This window comes from Paenibacillus tyrphae, from assembly GCF_027925525.1.
Lineage (GTDB): Bacteria > Bacillota > Bacilli > Paenibacillales > NBRC-103111 > Paenibacillus_G > Paenibacillus_G tyrfis_B.
The window spans coordinates 306,489-324,116 of record NZ_BSDJ01000005.1; the positions used below are offsets into that span (position 1 = coordinate 306,489).

At 53.5% G+C, this 17,628-nt stretch carries 19 protein-coding genes; 8 read left to right on the forward strand and 11 right to left on the reverse strand.

Features of this window, described 5'->3' with window-relative positions; translation table 11 throughout:
- Positions 1 to 9 precede the first annotated feature (9 nt).
- The 9 genes from QMG93_RS08620 to QMG93_RS08660 form a co-directional block, all read right to left on the reverse strand.
- Positions 10 to 210 (reverse strand): hypothetical protein, encoded by a 201-nt coding sequence (locus QMG93_RS08620; protein ID WP_163856426.1) that lies wholly within the window; start codon positions 208 to 210, stop codon positions 10 to 12.
- A 35-nt stretch (positions 211 to 245) separates the two neighbouring features.
- A complete protein-coding gene (locus QMG93_RS08625; RefSeq protein WP_281935418.1) occupies positions 246 to 1,382 on the reverse strand; it encodes a zinc-dependent alcohol dehydrogenase in 1,137 nt (378 codons plus the stop codon).
- Between the two features lie 19 nt (positions 1,383 to 1,401).
- Positions 1,402 to 1,764, reverse strand: coding sequence for a spore coat protein (locus QMG93_RS08630; RefSeq protein ID WP_281935420.1), 363 nt, complete (start codon positions 1,762 to 1,764; stop codon positions 1,402 to 1,404).
- Between the two features lie 18 nt (positions 1,765 to 1,782).
- Positions 1,783 to 1,989 (reverse strand): spore coat protein, encoded by a 207-nt coding sequence (locus QMG93_RS08635; RefSeq protein ID WP_216792861.1) that lies wholly within the window; start codon positions 1,987 to 1,989, stop codon positions 1,783 to 1,785.
- A 55-nt stretch (positions 1,990 to 2,044) separates the two neighbouring features.
- Positions 2,045 to 2,914, reverse strand: coding sequence for a serine/threonine protein kinase (locus QMG93_RS08640; protein WP_281935424.1), 870 nt, complete (start codon positions 2,912 to 2,914; stop codon positions 2,045 to 2,047).
- 509 nt (positions 2,915 to 3,423) lie between these two features.
- On the reverse strand, positions 3,424 to 3,804 hold the full coding sequence (locus tag QMG93_RS08645; protein WP_281935426.1) for an ArsR/SmtB family transcription factor: 381 nt from the start codon (positions 3,802 to 3,804) through the stop codon (positions 3,424 to 3,426).
- A 1-nt stretch (position 3,805) separates the two neighbouring features.
- A complete protein-coding gene (locus QMG93_RS08650; protein WP_216792864.1) occupies positions 3,806 to 4,231 on the reverse strand; it encodes an SRPBCC family protein in 426 nt (141 codons plus the stop codon).
- A gap of 32 nt (positions 4,232 to 4,263) precedes the next feature.
- Positions 4,264 to 4,641, reverse strand: a complete 378-nt coding sequence (locus QMG93_RS08655; protein ID WP_281935429.1) for a hypothetical protein — start codon at positions 4,639 to 4,641, stop codon at positions 4,264 to 4,266.
- A gap of 162 nt (positions 4,642 to 4,803) precedes the next feature.
- On the reverse strand, positions 4,804 to 5,064 hold the full coding sequence (locus QMG93_RS08660) for a DUF2533 family protein (protein ID WP_281935477.1): 261 nt from the start codon (positions 5,062 to 5,064) through the stop codon (positions 4,804 to 4,806).
- A 297-nt stretch (positions 5,065 to 5,361) separates the two neighbouring features.
- Here QMG93_RS08660 and QMG93_RS08665 point away from each other — a divergent pair, with 297 nt between their 5' ends.
- From QMG93_RS08665 to QMG93_RS08675, 3 genes are all read left to right on the forward strand, one after another.
- Positions 5,362 to 6,315: a hypothetical protein gene (locus QMG93_RS08665; protein WP_281935431.1), complete on the forward strand. Its 954-nt coding sequence runs from the start codon at positions 5,362 to 5,364 to the stop codon at positions 6,313 to 6,315.
- 137 nt (positions 6,316 to 6,452) lie between these two features.
- Complete coding sequence (locus QMG93_RS08670; protein ID WP_281935434.1) at positions 6,453 to 7,385, forward strand: D-2-hydroxyacid dehydrogenase; 933 nt, start codon at positions 6,453 to 6,455, stop codon at positions 7,383 to 7,385.
- Positions 7,386 to 7,445: 60 nt separating this feature from the next.
- Positions 7,446 to 8,096, forward strand: a complete 651-nt coding sequence (locus tag QMG93_RS08675) for an NUDIX domain-containing protein (RefSeq protein WP_281935435.1) — start codon at positions 7,446 to 7,448, stop codon at positions 8,094 to 8,096.
- A gap of 304 nt (positions 8,097 to 8,400) precedes the next feature.
- On the opposite strand, the gene QMG93_RS08680 is transcribed toward QMG93_RS08675, so the two are convergent.
- The gene (locus tag QMG93_RS08680) at positions 8,401 to 9,273 is read right to left on the reverse strand and encodes an aldose epimerase (protein ID WP_281935437.1); all 873 of its coding nucleotides are present in this window, start codon (positions 9,271 to 9,273) and stop codon (positions 8,401 to 8,403) included.
- A 172-nt stretch (positions 9,274 to 9,445) separates the two neighbouring features.
- On the opposite strand from QMG93_RS08680, the gene QMG93_RS08685 reads away from it, so the two are divergent.
- Together QMG93_RS08685 and QMG93_RS08690 are read left to right on the forward strand one after the other, a co-directional pair.
- Complete coding sequence (locus tag QMG93_RS08685; protein WP_281935439.1) at positions 9,446 to 10,126, forward strand: SOS response-associated peptidase; 681 nt, start codon at positions 9,446 to 9,448, stop codon at positions 10,124 to 10,126.
- A 194-nt stretch (positions 10,127 to 10,320) separates the two neighbouring features.
- Positions 10,321 to 11,796, forward strand: a complete 1,476-nt coding sequence (locus QMG93_RS08690) for an amidase (protein WP_281935441.1) — start codon at positions 10,321 to 10,323, stop codon at positions 11,794 to 11,796.
- A 78-nt stretch (positions 11,797 to 11,874) separates the two neighbouring features.
- Here the strand turns inward: QMG93_RS08690 and QMG93_RS08695 are convergent, their stop codons facing one another.
- On the reverse strand, positions 11,875 to 12,420 hold the full coding sequence (locus QMG93_RS08695; RefSeq protein WP_281935443.1) for a CGNR zinc finger domain-containing protein: 546 nt from the start codon (positions 12,418 to 12,420) through the stop codon (positions 11,875 to 11,877).
- A gap of 154 nt (positions 12,421 to 12,574) precedes the next feature.
- On the opposite strand from QMG93_RS08695, the gene QMG93_RS08700 reads away from it, so the two are divergent.
- From QMG93_RS08700 to QMG93_RS08710, 3 genes are all read left to right on the forward strand, one after another.
- A complete protein-coding gene (locus QMG93_RS08700; RefSeq protein ID WP_281935446.1) occupies positions 12,575 to 13,066 on the forward strand; it encodes a DinB family protein in 492 nt (163 codons plus the stop codon).
- A gap of 257 nt (positions 13,067 to 13,323) precedes the next feature.
- Positions 13,324 to 15,717 carry a penicillin acylase family protein gene (locus QMG93_RS08705; RefSeq protein ID WP_281935448.1) on the forward strand — a complete coding sequence of 798 codons (2,394 nt, stop codon included), beginning with the start codon at positions 13,324 to 13,326 and terminating at the stop codon, positions 15,715 to 15,717.
- Positions 15,718 to 16,071: 354 nt separating this feature from the next.
- Positions 16,072 to 17,628 (forward strand): condensation domain-containing protein (locus QMG93_RS08710; RefSeq protein WP_281935450.1); only part of this gene is annotated, 1,557 nt, incomplete at its 3' end.

Genomic DNA, 17,628 nt, shown 5'->3' on the forward strand with positions numbered 1-17,628 from the left:
GCTCCTTTTCTACGCGTTAACATTGGCCAGCAAAGCATCCAGCTCTTGCAGCTGCCGGGTCGACAGCTGAACGTCCTGCTCCAAAAGCTGCCTCAGGTCTTCATCCGATACAAGGCCACGCATCGTTGCCGATTTGGTCATGCAAATCGTTTTGAAGGCCGCGATTTCGTGCAGATCCAATGTTTCATGCAGGCCGTATGTTTTTTTCATGATGGGTTACCCTCCACGTTCCAGCTCGGTATTGTTCAGGGCTTCAGGACGACTTTGATGCAGCCGTCCGTTTTGGTATCGAATACCTCGTAGCCGTGCTTCGCCTGATCCAGCGGCAGCACGTGTGTGATAATATCCCCGGGATCGACCTTGCCCTCTGCAATTAAATTGTACATATGCGGCATGTAATGGATCACCGGTGCTTGTCCCGTACGGATGTTTACGTTCCGCTGGAAAATATCTCCTAACGGGAAAGCATTATAACGGGCTCCGTAAACGCCGGTAATTTGAATTGTTCCGCCCTTGCGAACGGCTTGGGAGGCGATGACGACGGCACCCAGCGAACCGCCCTGGAGCTTGAGGCCCGATGCTAGAAACTCCAGCGGGGTCATTTTTCCATCCATCCCTACGCAGTCGATGACGACGTCGGCTCCGCCGTGAGTGATTTCTTTCAAATGGCTGCCGATATTTTGTTCCTGCTCGAAATTGACGGTTTCCACCTGATTGTGCCGCTTCGCATGCTCCAGCCGGTAATCCACGTAATCGACGGCGATGACGCGCTTCGCCCCTTTGAGCCAGGCAAACTTTTGCGCAAGCAGCCCGACCGGGCCGCACCCGAGTACGATAACCGTATCGCCGTTCTTTACTCCAGCGTTGTCTACGCTCCAAAAGGCCGTCGGCATGGCATCGGCGATCAGACACAGCTTCTCGTCTTCGACCTCGCAGTTTTCCGGAAGACGGAAGGGGACGAAGTTGGCGTAAGGGACCCGCATATATTCGGCTTGCCCTCCGGGATAGCCGCCGGTCGTTTCGGAGTAGCCGAAAAAACCGCCCATGTCCCCGTTCGGATTCGAATTGTCGCATTGGCTTTCCAATTGATTTTTGCAGTAGTAGCATTCGCCGCAGCTTACATTAAACGGGATGACGACCCGGTCGCCTTTTTTTACTTTGGTTACTTCGGGACCGACCTCTTCCACAATGCCCATCGGTTCGTGACCGATGATATAATCTGTGGGGAAATTTGGAATCATGCCGTGGATGAGATGTAGGTCAGATCCGCAGATGGCCGTGGTGGTCAGCTTGACGATGATGTCGTCCGCTTTTTGGAGCTTGGGGTCTTCCACCTGCTTGACCTGCACGTTCTTGATACCTTGATACGTAACGGCTCTCATGGTGTAGCTCCTTTAAGGATTATTTTTCGGGGGTCGCAAACAAACCTAAGCGGGAAGTATCCTTCGGGAAGAGCTGCATTTCCGCGATTTGCATCGTCGTCTTCGCCGATGTCAGATCCAGCTTGAATTGTTCGTTCAACCGATTGGGGTGCAGCCATTTTTTGCGGATCATCAGCTGCGAAATTTCTTCATGCAAATCCAAAGCTTCGAACATGAGACGGCGCAGCAGTGTTCTTACCTCGGCTGTTGCTGTCTCCGACAAGGCGATCGCGCAGTTGCGAGCGCCGGTCTTCGCGGACATCAAGAAATCGAGCGCAAACGCCGAGTCGGCCAAATTCGGCATGCCTTCGGCATTGATCGGGTCCAAGTAGTCTTTATTCATCGTATCGTTCACCGCCGTTTATTGAATTGGGGTTGCCGGATAAAGGCTCTGCAAATCCTGCAGTGCTTTGATAGATTGTTCGACATCCTTTTGCATCAAGGCTTTCAGCTCTTGGTCAAAAACAAGCCCCTGCATCATTTTCGATTTGGCCAGACAGATCGTTTTAAAATTAAGCATTTCATGAATCTCCATCATTTCATGTGGAGCCAGTGTCAATGGGGTCATTGGGAATCACCTCCGGTTGCTTGAACACGGATAGGGTTTCCTTAACAGTTTCCGCCTATACCCGGGCAGCATTCCAAGCGGCATAGAACTCGGCAACCGAATCGTAGCGTTCGTTCCGGTTAGGCCGAACCGCGCGCAGAGCCGTTTCGTACAGTTTCTCGCCCGCTTCCCACTTCGAGTAGGAGCGATCGCGTTCTCCGCCCAGCAGGCCGAAAGCGAGCGCCCCCATATTAAAAACATTGGTTCGTGCGTCAATGTTTGCGCCGAGCTCGAATTCTTCGGGCGACATAAAGCGGGAGGAGCCCCATATTCGGCCCATCGTATTGATAAAAGGCTTTTTCTGATAAAGGTCGATATCGCAAATTTTCGTCAGGCCCTTCTTAAAATCGTACAAAATGCTGCCGTCGTAAAAATCGACAGCGACATAACCGCTAGCTTCGACATGTACGTGGAACGAAAAGATACAATCCAACGAACGGAGCCGTTCTTGAACAGGCAGCTGCCGGAAACGGAAAAATGGAGAATCCGGATGCGTGTATTTTTGCGGCGGGGGAAAGGACCAATGCGAATGCAGACATTCGCCGTCAAACCAGTCGAATATGGCCGCATACCCGTTCTGCATTTCAAAATGTTCCTCCAACGTGATGAGATGGGGATGATTCAAGGCTTCATAAAGCGGGAGAGCCTGCTTTAATCGGGTGATAGTCTCTTGAGGGGTTCCGGTGTAGGCCACGGTTGGTGCTCCTGCGTACTTCACGAACTTCTTGCGGCCGTCCCGTTCGATGCCGAAGGACAGGTTTCCTGAGTCCTGCTGGTCAAAGACGCAAAATACCTGGCCTAGATCCCGCAGCCACTCGAAGGGATGAGGTTCTTTTAATTGAAATGATACGCCGTCTATGTTTACGGTAATGGAATGGTTCGTCATGGCACGCCTCCATGGATTCGAAATGGGTAAAAGCACTCCCACATTTTAGCACACGTCTTGAGCGATTCCATGGCATGCTTTCGGTAAATCCAAATTTTCCGGGATGTTTGGCATACTAGGATATACACATTCACCCAATTCTGCATAGACAATCACCTAAAAAGTATAGAACCAAATATAATATCGGGAAAATTAAGATTCAAATAAGGGGTGAGTTTTGTTGCATCGACAAAATTGTATCCGTGTCCCATACACCTATGAACAATGTATGGCGGACTGCACAGCCGGACCTGATGGAGGGTATCCTTATGAGTGCAGGGTACCATGCAGGCAGTATAAAAAAAAGCCTTGGTATCTAGCGTGTACAGCACCTATGGCATATACACCTAGAATACCTTTGGCATATACCTATGTAACACCTAGCTACTGGTACCATCCCTACTAATGGTAAAATTATAGCGCAAAAGGAAAGAGAGGCTGCAAAAACGCCTCTCTTTCTCATGTAAACCTTAATCTATCGTGCGTGTACCGTCTTCTTCCGGAGCAACAAGGGCTATCGTACCGTCCGTTTCGTCGCCTTCGACAAAACGCTGCAGCGCCAGCAGCTTGTTATCCCAATATCTCTCGTAGTACGCCAGCCACCGCTTCAATTCGAGCAGTGGCTCGGGCTCCAGCCGGTATCGCGTTTCGCGGCCGATTTTTCGTTCTTTGACCAGTCCGGCATCGGCCAAAATGCGCAAATGCTTGGAAACAGCCGTCCGGCTCATCGGAAAGTGGCCGCTGATCACGCTAACGGGCATTTCCCGCTCGCCCAGCATGCTTAACAACTGGCGGCGCGTTGGATCGGCAATTGCTTGAAAGACGTCAGTCTTGCGTGAAGGGGCGGCCATATCAGCCCTCGACGAAGGTAACGAGCTTTTGCACAATGCCGGCCCAGCCTTTGTCCATTGTTTCGCGAACGACTTGATGCGGCTGCCCGAATTCGGTAACCTTGTCGGCGTCCCAGCCGGAGTGAATGAGCGTAAATTCCGTCTGTCCGTCCTTCTCCGTCAGCTGGAACACAATTGTCCAATCTTTGCCCCAACGGAACGAAAGGCGGTTCGGAGGGTCAAGCTCCGTTACTTTGCAAGGGGACATGCCGAACGGACCAGCGTTTAATTGGAATTCATAACCGAGAACAGGCTGAAAATCGTTGGGCATAAACCACGTGGCGATGCCTTCTGACGTGGCAACGGCGTCCCATACTTTTTGAATCGGCGCTTTGAGCAGGGCGGTTCTGCGAATTTCCGGCAGCGTATTTTGCGAATTGTTTTCCATATGATTTCATTCCTCCGATTGAATGGGTTAGGTTACTTCGAGGACTTTACTTTATCTTGATGGCGAAAACGCAAGGCGGACCATTTGTCGTCGACGGCTACGTTGCTGACCGGGCGGTAGGCTGTTTTTGCCTGCAACATCGCGGCCAAGCTGTCGCGGTTAATATCTGTTTTCACTTTCGAGCTTTGCTTCGGGTAGGTGATCCAGAATACCGCATCTTCCTTCAAGAGCGGGATGACTTTCGGTACCCAGTCGTCCGTTTCTTGCGCGTTATGAACGAACAGCTGAATAAAATCATAGGTCTTGTCCGGCTCTGTCTCGCTTTCGATGCCGAGCCGGTACCCTTCGGGAGCATTTATGACTAATGCCGCTCCTTCTTTGTACCGCAGTTTTTTCAACAACGCTTCCACGAGCTCATCCCTTTCCTTGTATAGCATGTCCTTGAAGCGATCACCCGTATTATATGAAACCAAAAGGTTTCGTGTCAAGGTGCAGAAAAAACTGGTTATAAAAAGCCCGAATACCTATCGACTCATCGAAAGGATCCGGGCTTTGCAGACGATTTGCTATTTTTATTTCATCTTTATACGGGCGGCTTCGCGCACCATGTCGGGGGTGACATGGACCCGGGTAGGGGAAATGCCGTTCCGGGCGTGCCGGTTGATGCGGTCTGTCGCCGCGTTAATGGCATCAACGTTAAACGGTTCTCCGGCGATGCATAAGGCGATCGCTTCTTCAATCGCAGCTTCCCGTTCGTTTTCCAGTTCAAGAAAACGTTCCAGGTGCGCGTTTTGTTTACGGGTATGATTTGTGATGGCTTCATGGACATTCATCAAGATTAGCAGCTCCTTTTAGCAGACCGGAATTTCGATAAAATTTATGATACTATAAGGGGCTTGGCGTGACAATGCCGCAAAATCAAACGGACGGCGTTTCCTGCGGATCCGACAAACAGATTACAATTATTTAATTACATTAAGTAAAAAGATTAACTACATTAAATTAAATTTTAGTTAACCATGTTAATTTTTAAAAAGGAGGGAGAGAGCTTCATCAAAAAGCGGCAAAATCCGCTTGACGAAAGAACTTCCGCCATGGCATATAGGTTGTATGAAAAAGGAGGGGAACGAATGCTGCCGGATCAAGGAGTGTTAGAGAGCGGATTGACGATGATTGCAATGTGCAAGCAGGAAACAGGGGATATATGGCACGCTCATTTCGGCGCCGCCGCGATTGCCGGTTATTTTTTTGCGAAAGAAAATCGGTTGTCCGACCTGACGATGCGCAGCCTGACCGATCAGTGCGAAGCGATGATCAAGAAGCATTTGCGGACGCCGGCAATTAGAAAGGCGAACGGGTGTGCGGTTCGGCAGGCCGAATCGGCCATTTTGGAAGCTCTCGAGCCTACGATCGATCGGCTCCATTGGGTCGGGCACAACGTCATTTACGCTGCGGTCAGCTTGCTTGCCATCCATGAGCTCGGAGGCTGGGGCAGTGAGAAGAGTATAGGCGGCATATGCGAACTTCTTCGTTCTTTTGATAAAACCGTCCCCGGGCGGTCATGGCTTGGCTATACCGCTTCGGAGGTAAGGCGGCTCGGTCTGGCCGAAGAGGATCGTTTTCCGAAGGTGGAGGACGCCCGGCAGCTCTCGGAGTTTATTTTAAACGAAACAGCGCAGTTTAAGACGATCTACCGAGCGGAGGCGCACCATGACCTGATCGGGCACATGCTTACGTTTTCGCATGCCTTGAACATTTTGTCGGATCTGGGTCATGATTCGTTATTCCGCCGAGGGTTGTTTCCGCTCTTTACTTTGGTCAAGGTGCTTCGGCGAAGTCATGACCTCCGGCCGGGGGACCCGATCCGGTTAGTCTCGCCGGTCGACCGTCTGCCGCTTCAGAAAGCTGAGCGGGCAGCGGCATTGCCTACAGAGCCGGCTTATTGGACGGCAGCTCTCGGCATGCATGATTGGGATTTCGGCCATTCGTTTAAATTCGCTTTCAGTTTTTATAACCATTTGAATCGGTCACCCCGGGACAAGGAAACATCCGTCGAAAACTTTCGCTATCTTATCTATGGTTAAGGCGGGAGGGGAGCTGTGGCGGCAAGCGCTGTCGGGTCGAAGCGTTGGACCTGCGCGCGGCGGTTTGCAGCACGTTTGCCGAGCGGTTATGATAGAAACGTTATTTGCAAATAAGAGCGGACGGAGTGACGGATTGCATGCAGATTCATAATATTATCTTTACGGGCCGGATGTACCGGGAGCTGGAAGCCGCATGGCCGGGGGGCGCGGGCAAGCAAGTCTGGTTTCTCGCCGAATCCGAGGTGAGCGAAGCCGATATGGCATGGGCCGATGCGTTTGTCGGCTTCAAGCCTGTTCCGGCGTTTCATCTGGAATCGGTCCGCTGGGTCCACGCGCTCGGAGCGGGCGTCGATGCATTCGTGTACCGCAAGCCATGGAAACCGGACGTGCTGCTCACCCGTACGACCGGCTCGTTCGGACAGAAAATCAGCGAATATTGCCTCGGTCATATGCTTGCCGATCTCCAGCATCACGAAGCGTTTGCGCGCAGCCAGTCGGACCGGAGCTGGAACCCGGTTCCGCCGCTGCCGCTGTCCGGAAGCCGGGTGACGGTGATGGGTACCGGCTCCGTCGGGCAAGAGCTTGCCCGGATGCTGCAGGCGTTGGGAGTTCAAGTATCGGGCGTTTCCATGCGTGGGGAAAGGAAGCCGCATTTGGATCGTGTTTATCCGTTGTCGAACATCGGGGATGCCGTTTCCGCCGCCGACTGGATAATCAATACTTTGCCGCTGACCGAGCAAACGGATAAGCTGTTCGGGCCTGCGCTTTTTGCGCGGATGAACAGGGCCGGCTTTATTAACGTCGGCCGTGGCCCGTCGGTCGATCATGCTGCGCTGCTGGAGGCGCTTGATCAAGGCCATATTCGTCTGGCGGTACTCGACGTGTTCGAGGAGGAGCCGCTCCCCGATGCTTCTCCGTTATGGAAGCGCAAGGATGTCCGGGTGACGCCTCACGTGGCCGCCGTTACTTCCGTGGAAGAGGCGCTGAGCGGTTTCCTGGAGACGCTGCGCAAGCTGGAAGCGGGGGAGCGAGAGCTTGAAAATCGGGTGGACCCGGTACGCGGGTACTAAACGGTTTCCGGGCTGCATAACCATGCAACGAGTTTTAGCTAGCTTAGGAGGAACAACATCATGAGGCCAAGCGATGAAATCTTTGATATTTTTGACGAACGGATGAATCCAGCGGGACAGGCTTCCCGCTCCGAGGTTCATGCACGGGGGCTGTGGCACCAAACGTTTCATTGCTGGATTGTGGACCCTGCGGATGGGGATACGGATGCGGTGCTGCTGTTTCAAGAGCGGCATCCGGGCAAAGATACGTTTCCGTCATTGCTCGATACGTCCTGCGCCGGTCATCTGCTGGCAGGCGAAGCAGTCGAAGACGGTGTCCGCGAGCTGGAAGAAGAGCTTGGACTGAGCGTTCCGTTCGAAGCGTTGGTTCCCTGCGGAATGTTTGCCGAGGAGGACATTATCTCCGAAGCGTGCATCGACCGCGAGTTCTGCCATGTGTATCTTCGTGTAAACAGGCAGCCGCTGACCCAATACCGTTTACAACCGGAGGAGGTCACGGGCTTATACCAGGTTCCGCTTGAGCAAGTACGGAAGCTGGCTCAAGGAACATTATCGGAGCCGATCCGGATCGGTGGCGTAGCGCCGGATGAGAACGGTGTACTTGTTCCGGTTGAGCGTACGGTCGGACCGGCGGATTTCGTTCCGCATCCGGGGGCTTATTATGAGCTGGTGCTGAAGGCGATAGACCGGATAGGAAAATCCGCGCTTTGACGTGGGGCGCTGAGCCGCATCCGGGTTTGCCAAGAGCGGGGAAATGGAGAGGCGAGGCAATAACAGAGAATTGGGAAATGAAGCAAAGCTGGGAAATGAACGGCGTATTTCCCGGGTAAGCGCACAACTCGATTCGTTACTCGATTTTTCAGACTTTTTCGACAATGGAGATGTCGGGTTTATCCTATATAATGGGATACTTGCCATTCATATAAAGAATTTCAAGAAATAAGCGGGTGCTCCGTTATCATCGACATTCCTTTAAGAAAGGTCGAATGGATGGGGATACCCGCTCTTTTTTTCATTATACGGACACGCGGCTGATGGTTAAGAACGTCTTATGCACGCCGCCCGCCGGCACTTCCACCAGCTCTTGCTTCCGGTTGAGCTCGTCGGTTTTGGCCATCCACGGCTCGACGCAGACGAAGCTTTTGCCGCTTACGGACCACAGCACGACATATTTGAACGGCTCACCGTACGTCATCCGCACGACCAAGTGCTCCGCCGGGCTGAAGGTAATGTCCCTCCGCTGCGCGTTGAGGAAAACAACCGATTCCGGCAGCTTATCGAGATCGATGATCCGGCCGTCGTAGCTTTTTTCCGTGCCGTCGTTGTAGTCGAAGTATTTCGACGCGTCGGTTTCGTAGGCGAGCGCTTTGCGGTCAGCGACGAAATACGGGTGGAATCCCGGATACATCGGCATCGGCTCCGCCGAGCCGTTCCGGTATTCCTGCTCGATAGTCAATTGACCGTTCTGCAACCGGTAGGTAAAGCGAAGCTCAAAATCGAACGGGTACGATTCCCGCGTTTCCGCGTCGCTGGCGAGCGTCAACGTAATGGCGGCACCGTCATGGGTATCCGTCGATTCGACACGCCAAGGGCGCACGCGGGCGACACCGTGATTTTTCATGCTATAGCGCTGTCCGTTCCATTCGTAGGCGCCTTCCGCGAGCTGTCCGGAGATCGGGAACAAAACCGGAATGCCGCCGCGGATATTGGCGTTAGGATCGTCGAACGTCGCTTTGTCCAAATAAAGCAGCTCCTGACCGTTCGCCCCGAAGCTGATGACGATTCCGCCGCGCTCTGGGGCGATTTTGAACCACGAACGGGTACTGTGCTCGATCAACTCGTAAATCTCGTAGGAATCTTGGTAAGTCCGGATTTCGTATGGTTTCATGGTCCGTCTCCTTTCTCGTCTCCGCTATATTTTACCATAACGTTTCACGTTTGTTCTACGAGGACGCTTTTCATCCATGACGAAAATCCGAATAACCGGCAAGCGCCATTCCGGGTATGCATAATATTTCTGCACATGAAGATACTGGAACTAAAAACAAGAGGTGGTCTTCATGTGCGAACGTTTTTCGTTGACGGCCGAGCTGCCGGAGATATCGGAGCGTTATCGGATCGGTCAGGTGACCTACGCATACAAGCCCCGATATAACATTGCGCCGACACAGCAGGTTGCCGTAATTGTCCGTGGGTCGGAAAGCCGGATGCTGGAGGAGCACCGGTGGGGGCTTGTTCCGTTCTGGGGGAAGGATGCCGTGAACGCCGACAGCGCAGTCGTACACGAAAAACCGGCGTATCGCAAGCTGTTCGGCAAGCAGCGCTGCATCATCCCGAGCAACGGCTTTTATGTCTGGAAAACGGAGGGCAAAACAAGACGGCCGATTCGCATCGTCATGAAGGACCGGGGCGTCTTCGCCATGGCCGGGCTGTATGAAGTGTGGAAAGATTCGCGGGGAGGCGAAACCCGCACCTGCACGGTCATGACGACGAGGTCGAACCGGCTGGTGTTCGATTACGACGAGCGGATGCCGGTTATTTTGGACGAACGGGACGTCGAGACGTGGCTCGATCCCACTATGAATGGTGAACCGGACAGGCTGCAATCGCTGCTCCGGCCTTACGCGCCCGAGCGCATGTATGCGTACCCGGTCTCCCAGCGGGTAGCGGACCCTTTTGTCGAGTCGGAAGAATGCGTCGAAGAAGCGGCGCCCCCCAAGTATGCGCTCCCCCGATGGTAAGACCGAGGGACGCGTCTGGGCCTGGGACGGCGTACCGGCCGCAGTAACCATGAGCCTTATTCCTTGATGGAGTAAGGTTTCTTGACGTTCGGATGAAGGGTGGAAAAACAAGTTAAAAAAGGAATTCGGCACGGCTCTCTCGAACTTGGAAAGGATACCTTTACCATGAAGAGGCTGAAGAGGGGGCATGTGCGATGGCAAAGCAAGTTTATCTTGTCGAGGAATGGATCGAGGAAGCGACGGTCGGCGATTTGCAGCAGGCGATGGAATCCGGGGAGCGAACCGCGGCGGAGCTGGTCCGGGCCTATATGGCGCGGATTGCGGCATACGACAAGCAGGGCCCGGCGCTGAATGCGGTGCTGGAGCTTAATCCGGATGCGCTTGCGATCGCCGAAGCGCTGGATGCCGAACGGCGGGCGCAAGGCCCGAGAGGACCCTTGCACGGTATCCCGGTGCTGTTGAAGGACAATATCGATACGGCCGATAAAATGCATACGAGCGCAGGCTCCCTTGCGCTGGAGGGACATTACGCGTCAAGCGACGCTTTCCTGGTCAAGCGGCTGCGGGAGGCCGGTGCCGTCATTCTGGGAAAAGCCAATATGACGGAATGGGCGAACTTCATGACACAAGGGATGCCGGGAGGCTACAGCTCCCGCGGCGGCCAAGTGTTGAACGCGTACGGTTCCAAGCTTGCGGCAGGCGGTTCCAGCACCGGGTCTGGCGTGGCTGTGGCGGCAAACTTGTGTACGCTGGCCGTAGGGACGGAAACGTCCGGCTCGATTCTGAGTCCGGCGGCGAGCAGCTCGGTCGTCGGCATCAAGCCGACGGTCGGGTTAATCAGCCGCAGCGGAATTATTCCGCTGGCCCACAGTCAAGATACGGCGGGACCGCTCGCCCGAACGGTGGCTGATGCAGCGCTGCTTCTCGGGGCGATGGCCGGGAAGGACTCCGCCGATCCGATCACGGGCGCGTCGCTGGGCCGGGTGCCTGCCGATTACAGAGAGTTCCTGGACAAGGACGGATTACAAGGGGCACGGATCGGCATTCCAAGGGCGGTTTACCATGACAAGCTGGGCGAGGAGGAACGCCGGGCGTTCGACGCTCATGTCGCCGCTCTGCGGCTTGCCGGAGCGGAGGTTGTCGATCCGGCGGATATTCCTTCGGCGCAGGAGCTCGCTTCATTCCACTCCAGCGTGTTCCGATATGAATTCAAGGCTGACGTGAACGCCTACTTAAGCAAGCTTGCGCCGCATCTGCCGGTCCATTCGCTGCGCGATGTTATCACCTTTAATGCGAAGCATTTTGAGAGGACGCTAAAATACGGCCAAACCACCCTGATGAGCGCCGAAGAGACGTCGGGAACGCTCACCGAAGCGGAATATGTGGAGGACAGGCTGAAGGACATGCGGCTGTCCCGCACCGAAGGCATCGATGCGACGATGGCCCGGCACAGGTTGGATGCTTTGCTGTTCCCCGGGGTATCCGGGGCCGGGATTGCCGCCATGGCAGGCTATCCCTCGATTGCCGTTCCCGGCGGCTATACCGCGGCCGGCCGGCCGTACGCAGTTACATTTACGGGGCAGGCGTACAGCGAGCCCGTGCTGATCCGGCTTGCCTATGCGTTCGAGCAGCTCGGACCGCAGCGGCGAAAGCCGACGTGGACGAGGTAAGAAGATAAGCGTGATACGATGAGTACGGATTGGAAAGAGATAAAAAGGAGCCGGGAATTAAGCGTCCGTAACGGACATTTAATCCCCGGCTTTTTTGCGTGCGCGAAAACGGCGCACCTTCATAAGATTGCCGCATAGTTTGTCGTCGCAGTACCGCTTGGACCGGTTGCGGGTGTCGTCGTAATATACCCACAAGCAATCGGGGTTGCTGCAAATGCGCATCCGGGCAGGATCTTTGTCGGCCAAAGTCTGTGCGAACGAGGCGGCGATTTCGGCTCTAATCTGCGTCCAGCTAAGCAACGTCGGCACGTAGTCCAGCCGATAGCGCTCGTCTGTCTGGACGAGCTGACGAACGACCGGCCCGTCGGCCATGACCCGGTTTAATTCCCCGAGATCTTCCGGATCGGGCCGCGAGCCTGCGGTGAAGGCTTGAACGATGCGAAGCAGCAGGTCCCGGAGCCTTTTCAATTCAATCATCTCTTGAGGCGAAGGCAGGTGAGGGACGGTAAGCCGGTGCTCGGACAGCCATTGCCCGATCCATTCAGGGCTCTCCAGCCGATCCTCGTTTCTGCCGCTGCCGCGCCAATCCCGCCACATGCTATTGAGAAAATCATCCCATATCATTGCGATCCCAGCTTTTTTGTCCCTTATTGTAGCAGGAAATATTGGCTTGCGCCAGCTTCTATACAATCGGCTTTGCTTGTGGTATATTATGGATGTAACCATTAAAATTGAAATAAGTGGTTACAAATATGGTGAAACGGGAGGAGAAGACGGTATGAACAAGAAGGAGCTGCTCCTGCACGAATGGGATATTTGTTACGATAAGGAAGACTGGTTTCCGCCGCTGCGCGAGGCGTTGAAGGGTCTAACGGCGGCCGAAGCCGACTGGCGGCCGGAAGGAGCCGCAGCCAACACGATCCGCGAAACCGTCCGGCATTTGACGTTCTATAAGGAGCGTATGCTAAAACGGCTGTCGGGCGAAGATCCGCACTATCCCGACGGGCTGACCAACGACGATACGTTTGCCGCGTACGGGGAAAGGGAAGCGACCTGGGAAGAAGAGGCCGCCCGTTTGGAGCATGTACATAAGGCCGTTCGGGCTGCGCTTGCGGAGTTAAGTGAAGACGACTTGGAACGGCCGCTTCCGAAAACTACGGTAACGCTTTCCGTTACGAGCCTGGTCGTACACGACGCGTATCATATTGGGCAGATCGTGCAGATCCGCAAGCTGCAGGGCTCATGGCCTGCGCGGCGCTCTTTCGACTAGCGAAGAAACAATAGATTTCAGCCATCCTCGATATCACGGCAAAAAGACCCGGGCCTTTCCCGCCAGTGCGGAAGGTTCCGGGTCTTTGCGTTGTGCCGTGCGTGCTTCGCTCGATACGAAGGCGCCCGCCGTTGGACAAGCAAGGAAAAACAAAAAAAATGCAAAGGACAGGAAAAATAAAATTCATATGGGAATATATAGAAATGTATCGACGATTTGGAGGACTGATCATTCATTCATTAAAGGGGGAGGTTACCTTGTCCAAAGCCAAAAAAATACTGCTGTTCTCTTTATCCGGTGTTTTGGCGTTAGGGGTCGCCGCAAGCGGAGGCAGCTATTGGTTTGTCCGCAATGCGCTGGCGAAGACCGACGGCGAACTGATTCTGGGCGTATCCAAGCCGGTATCCGTCATGCGGGACGATTATGGGATTCCGCACATTTACGCTTCGAACGAGCGTGATTTAATGTTTGCGCAAGGGTATGTCCATGCTCAGGACCGCCTTTGGCAGATGGAGCTGGCGCGTCGTTCCGTCAGCGGAAGGCTGGCCGAAGTGATCGGCGAAGCCGTGCTGCCGCAGGACCGGTTTAACCGTACGATCGGGTTCAGGCGAATGGCAGACGAACTGCTTCCCAGGCTGGACGAACGGACCAAGGAAGCGCTGCAGGCCTATGCAGACGGCGTCAACGCCTTTAAGGAAACGGGCTCGCTGCCGATCGAGTATACGCTGACCGGCGCTGCTTTCGAGCCATGGCAGATCGGCGATTCGATCGCCATCGGCAAGAACATGGCATGGTATCTGGGCGATAACGCCGTCACGGAGCTGTTCGTAAGCTTGTCCTTGAAGAAGCTCGGTTTCGACAAGACGCAATCGCTCATCCCGGAGATCAGACCGGTTGAAGGGGGGGCCGTTTCCCTCAAAGACGGGGACGCGCGGAAGCTTGTCGGCCTGATTGATGCATCGCGCCGATACGGCATTCCCGGCGAAGGGCTCGGCAGCAACAACTGGGTAGTCGCTGGAAGCAAGAGCGTAACCGGCAAGCCGCTGCTTGCGAACGATATGCATCTGCAGCTGGGTGCGCCCTCGATTTTTTACCAAAATCACCTGACCGTCTCCGGGCAGTATAGCGTAACCGGTGTAGTTTTCCCGGGGCTGCCGGGTGTCGTAGCCGGGCATAACGAACATATCGCCTGGGGCTTTACCAACTTGAACCCCGACGTGCAGGACCTGTATATGGAGAAGCCGAATCCCAATAATCCGCACCAGTTCGAGTATGAGGGCCAATACGAAGACGCCATCGTGATTGAAGAAACGTTCCGCGTGAAGGGAAGGGCAGAACCCGTTCGGGGAGAAACGGTCATCACCCGGCACGGGCCCATCATTACGGACATCGTCAAGGAAATCGGTTTGTCGGAACAGTTAAGCCAGCCTCTGGCTCTCCGATGGACCGCCTATGATAGCGGACCCGGCAACGAGATCACCGCTTGGCTGACGATGAACAGAGCCAAGAACCACGACGAGTTTGAACAAGCGATGCGTCTTTTTGCTGCGCCTGCCCAGAACATTGTGTATGCGGACGATCAGGGGAACATTGGCTGGCGGGCGAACGGTCGGATTCCGATCCGTGCGAAGGGGGACGGCATGCAGCCGGTGCCAGGCTGGACCGATGAGTACGAGTGGAAGTCGTATATACCATGGGAGGAGCTGCCGCACGCCTGGAACCCTTCCGAAGGCTATATTGCCACCGCCAACAACCGTATCGTCGATGACAAGTACCCGTACTTTATTACAAACAACTGGTCGGAATCGTACCGCGCTGACCGGATTCATCAGATGCTGCGGGAGAAAGCGCGATTGACGCTGCAAGACATGCAGCGTATCCAGGGGGACTGGCAAAACCTGCAGGCGGCCCAGTATCGCGATATCTGGCTGCCCATTTTGAAGCGGGGCTCCTGGAACGCATCCCAGCAGCAGGCGCTCCGTACGCTGGAGCAATGGATGCGGGACCCGGTTGACGCCCCCGATCTGGTCGGGCCGTCCATATTCCACATCACGCTGAATAAGACGATGCTGAAGCTGCTAGAGCCTCAACTTGGCCCCGATCTTTATGACGATTTTCTGTCTACCGGATTGAGCGGCAAAGCGATAACCGAGCTGTTCGCGGGCAAAAACAACAAATGGCTGGCAGGTACAGACGGCACGATCGAGCAGGCGCTGCTTGACGGCTTCAAGGAGGCACTGCGCCTCTTGGAGCAACAGCTTGGCGGCAAGCAGGAAAAGTGGGTGTGGGGAGCAATTCATACGCTGACGTTCGAGCATCCGCTTGGTGCGATGAAACCGCTCAATCTGATGTTTAATGACGGACCGCATCCGTACGGCGGGAGCAACGTTACCGTCGGCGATGCCTCCTACTCACGCAAAGAGTGGCCCTACGAGGTGGTTGTCGGGGCCCCATGGCGCTTTACGGCCGACCTCTCCAATTTAAAAGCGTCGGAGGAGATCATGATCATGGGGGCCTCCGGTCAGCTCGGCAGCTCGCATTATTCGGATCAAACCTCCATGTGGCTCACCGGGCGCTACAAAACGATGTATTTCGATGAAGCGGATGTGGCGGCCCATACGAAAGCGACGCTTGTCCTCCGTCCGCGCTAGGGGAGGGGGTAAGTTGAGGAGCATTTCTAACCACGATCGCGGTTGGGGATGCTTTTTCTTTTGACAAGAGAAAAGGTGATACGGATGAGCGGCTCGTGTCCGGAGGGCTGGTTAGGGCCTAGAATTTTGTTTAACGAACAAAAATTTACATATAAAGACTTATATACTAAAATATAAAAAGTAAATTATTATATGGTATAAAGGAAAAAATTATAAGTAAGACCAGACTTTGTTGATTCACTTGATCTGTCAGAGCTTAAATCGGAAAGGAGGCTATTCTTTCGGGGATGTTCTAATTGACAAAAGGTTGAATATGGAACCGGTAAACCAATACATTCAAAGGAGCGACGGAACTTGAGTACGAATGCGATTAAACTCTTTCATTTAACTCATGCGCAGCAAAGAATATGGTATACGGAATTGCTGTATCCGAACACGACGACATGCGTTCTTTCCGGAACGGTTGTCATCCGAGGGAAGCTAGATCTTAATGTTTTACGGCAGTCCATCGATTCGGTTATTCAGCAGAACGAAGCTTTTCGAATCAAATTAACGCAGGAAAATGGCGAACCGATGCAATATATCGAGCCCTATGCGTATAAGGAAATCGAGTTTTTGGATTTCTCCGAAGACAATCATGCATCGCGTGCAGAGGAATGGCTGGACCGTCATAATCGAACGCCAATGGAGCTGCTTCATTCGGATTTATATCATTTTGTTATTTTCAAATTGAACGATGAGCAATATTGGTACAATTTAAAAATGCATCATATTGTATCCGACGGCATATCTATGAATCTCCTCGCCAACCAAATTGCGGAAAATTATGTAGCCTTGAAAAAAGGAGCTTTATCTGCAGGGGAGGAAAAAAACTCTTACATCGATTACATAAACGCGGAACGGCAATATGAGGAATCCGAGCGCTTCCAAAAAGATAAAGCGTATTGGATGGACAAGTTCCAATCGCTATCCGAGGTTGTGAGTCTTAAGTCCTACAACCCCTTAGTGACAAGCACAGCTGCCGAAAGAAAGAGCTTGATCATTAACGATGATCTTTATCGTAGGCTAACCGCATTTTCTCAACAAAACAAAATAAGTGTACTCACTTTCTTTATGTCAGCTGTCTACATTTACATGCATAAAGTAACGAACCGGAACGACATCGCGATTGGAACCATCTATGCAAACCGAACAACGAAGAAAGAAAAAGATACGATCGGGATGTTTGCGAGCACCGTAGCGACGAAAATTTTTGTGGACCCCGAGCAGGACCTGCTTTCATTTCTACAAAGGGTAGCCAAGGAACAGAGCGCCATCCTGCGCCATCAAAAGTATCCGTACAACCAATTGATTCAGGATCTGCGGGGGAAGCATAACAACAAAGACATTCAGCGTTTGTTCGGTATTGCAGTGGAGTACCAGCCCATGCGTTTTCTCGAATACGATCAGATAAGCGCGCAAAGCAAAATTGAGTTTTCCGGACATGAAGGCAATGACTTCGTACTCCATATCAAAGAAATGTTGAATGAGCAGCATATCGTGCTCGATGTGCATTATCGCACGCATCTTTTTGAAGAACATGAAGTGCAGCGAATGTTGGAGCAATTGCTGACGATCGCGGAGCATATGATTCGTTGTCCGTTTGAAAAAATAGCCGAAGTATCTCTAATTAGCGAGGAAGAAAAAAATACGATATTGACCGCATTCAACGACACTTGGGCGGCCTATCCGCGGGAGAAGACGATCCACGGGTTGTTCGAAGAGCAGGCGGAGCGTGCGCCGGAGCAGGTGGCGGTTGTGTTCGAGGACGAGAAGTTGACTTATCGCGAGCTGAACGAGAAGGCGAACCGGCTTGCGCGGACGCTGCGTACCGAAGGAGTGCGGCCGGATCAGCCGGTCGCCATCATGGCT

Bases quoted from the DNA above. Each gene is read 5' to 3' on its own strand.
- QMG93_RS08700 (WP_281935446.1), top strand. From the start codon at position 12,575: ATGAACAAGAAGGAGCTGCTCCTGCACGAATGGGATATTTGTTACGAT.
- QMG93_RS08685 (WP_281935439.1), top strand. From the start codon at position 9,446: ATGTGCGAACGTTTTTCGTTGACGGCCGAGCTGCCGGAGATATCGGAG.
- QMG93_RS08670 (WP_281935434.1), top strand. From the start codon at position 6,453: ATGCAGATTCATAATATTATCTTTACGGGCCGGATGTACCGGGAGCTG.
- QMG93_RS08645 (WP_281935426.1), bottom strand. From the start codon at position 3,804: ATGGCCGCCCCTTCACGCAAGACTGACGTCTTTCAAGCAATTGCCGAT.
- QMG93_RS08635 (WP_216792861.1), bottom strand. From the start codon at position 1,989: ATGACCCCATTGACACTGGCTCCACATGAAATGATGGAGATTCATGAA.
- QMG93_RS08660 (WP_281935477.1), bottom strand. From the start codon at position 5,064: ATGAATGTCCATGAAGCCATCACAAATCATACCCGTAAACAAAACGCG.
- QMG93_RS08630 (WP_281935420.1), bottom strand. From the start codon at position 1,764: ATGAATAAAGACTACTTGGACCCGATCAATGCCGAAGGCATGCCGAAT.
- QMG93_RS08695 (WP_281935443.1), bottom strand. From the start codon at position 12,420: ATGATATGGGATGATTTTCTCAATAGCATGTGGCGGGATTGGCGCGGC.
- QMG93_RS08675 (WP_281935435.1), top strand. From the start codon at position 7,446: ATGAGGCCAAGCGATGAAATCTTTGATATTTTTGACGAACGGATGAAT.
- QMG93_RS08680 (WP_281935437.1), bottom strand. From the start codon at position 9,273: ATGAAACCATACGAAATCCGGACTTACCAAGATTCCTACGAGATTTAC.
- QMG93_RS08625 (WP_281935418.1), bottom strand. From the start codon at position 1,382: ATGAGAGCCGTTACGTATCAAGGTATCAAGAACGTGCAGGTCAAGCAG.
- QMG93_RS08665 (WP_281935431.1), top strand. From the start codon at position 5,362: ATGCTGCCGGATCAAGGAGTGTTAGAGAGCGGATTGACGATGATTGCA.
- QMG93_RS08620 (WP_163856426.1), bottom strand. From the start codon at position 210: ATGAAAAAAACATACGGCCTGCATGAAACATTGGATCTGCACGAAATC.
- QMG93_RS08650 (WP_216792864.1), bottom strand. From the start codon at position 4,231: ATGGAAAACAATTCGCAAAATACGCTGCCGGAAATTCGCAGAACCGCC.
- QMG93_RS08640 (WP_281935424.1), bottom strand. From the start codon at position 2,914: ATGACGAACCATTCCATTACCGTAAACATAGACGGCGTATCATTTCAA.
- QMG93_RS08690 (WP_281935441.1), top strand. From the start codon at position 10,321: ATGGCAAAGCAAGTTTATCTTGTCGAGGAATGGATCGAGGAAGCGACG.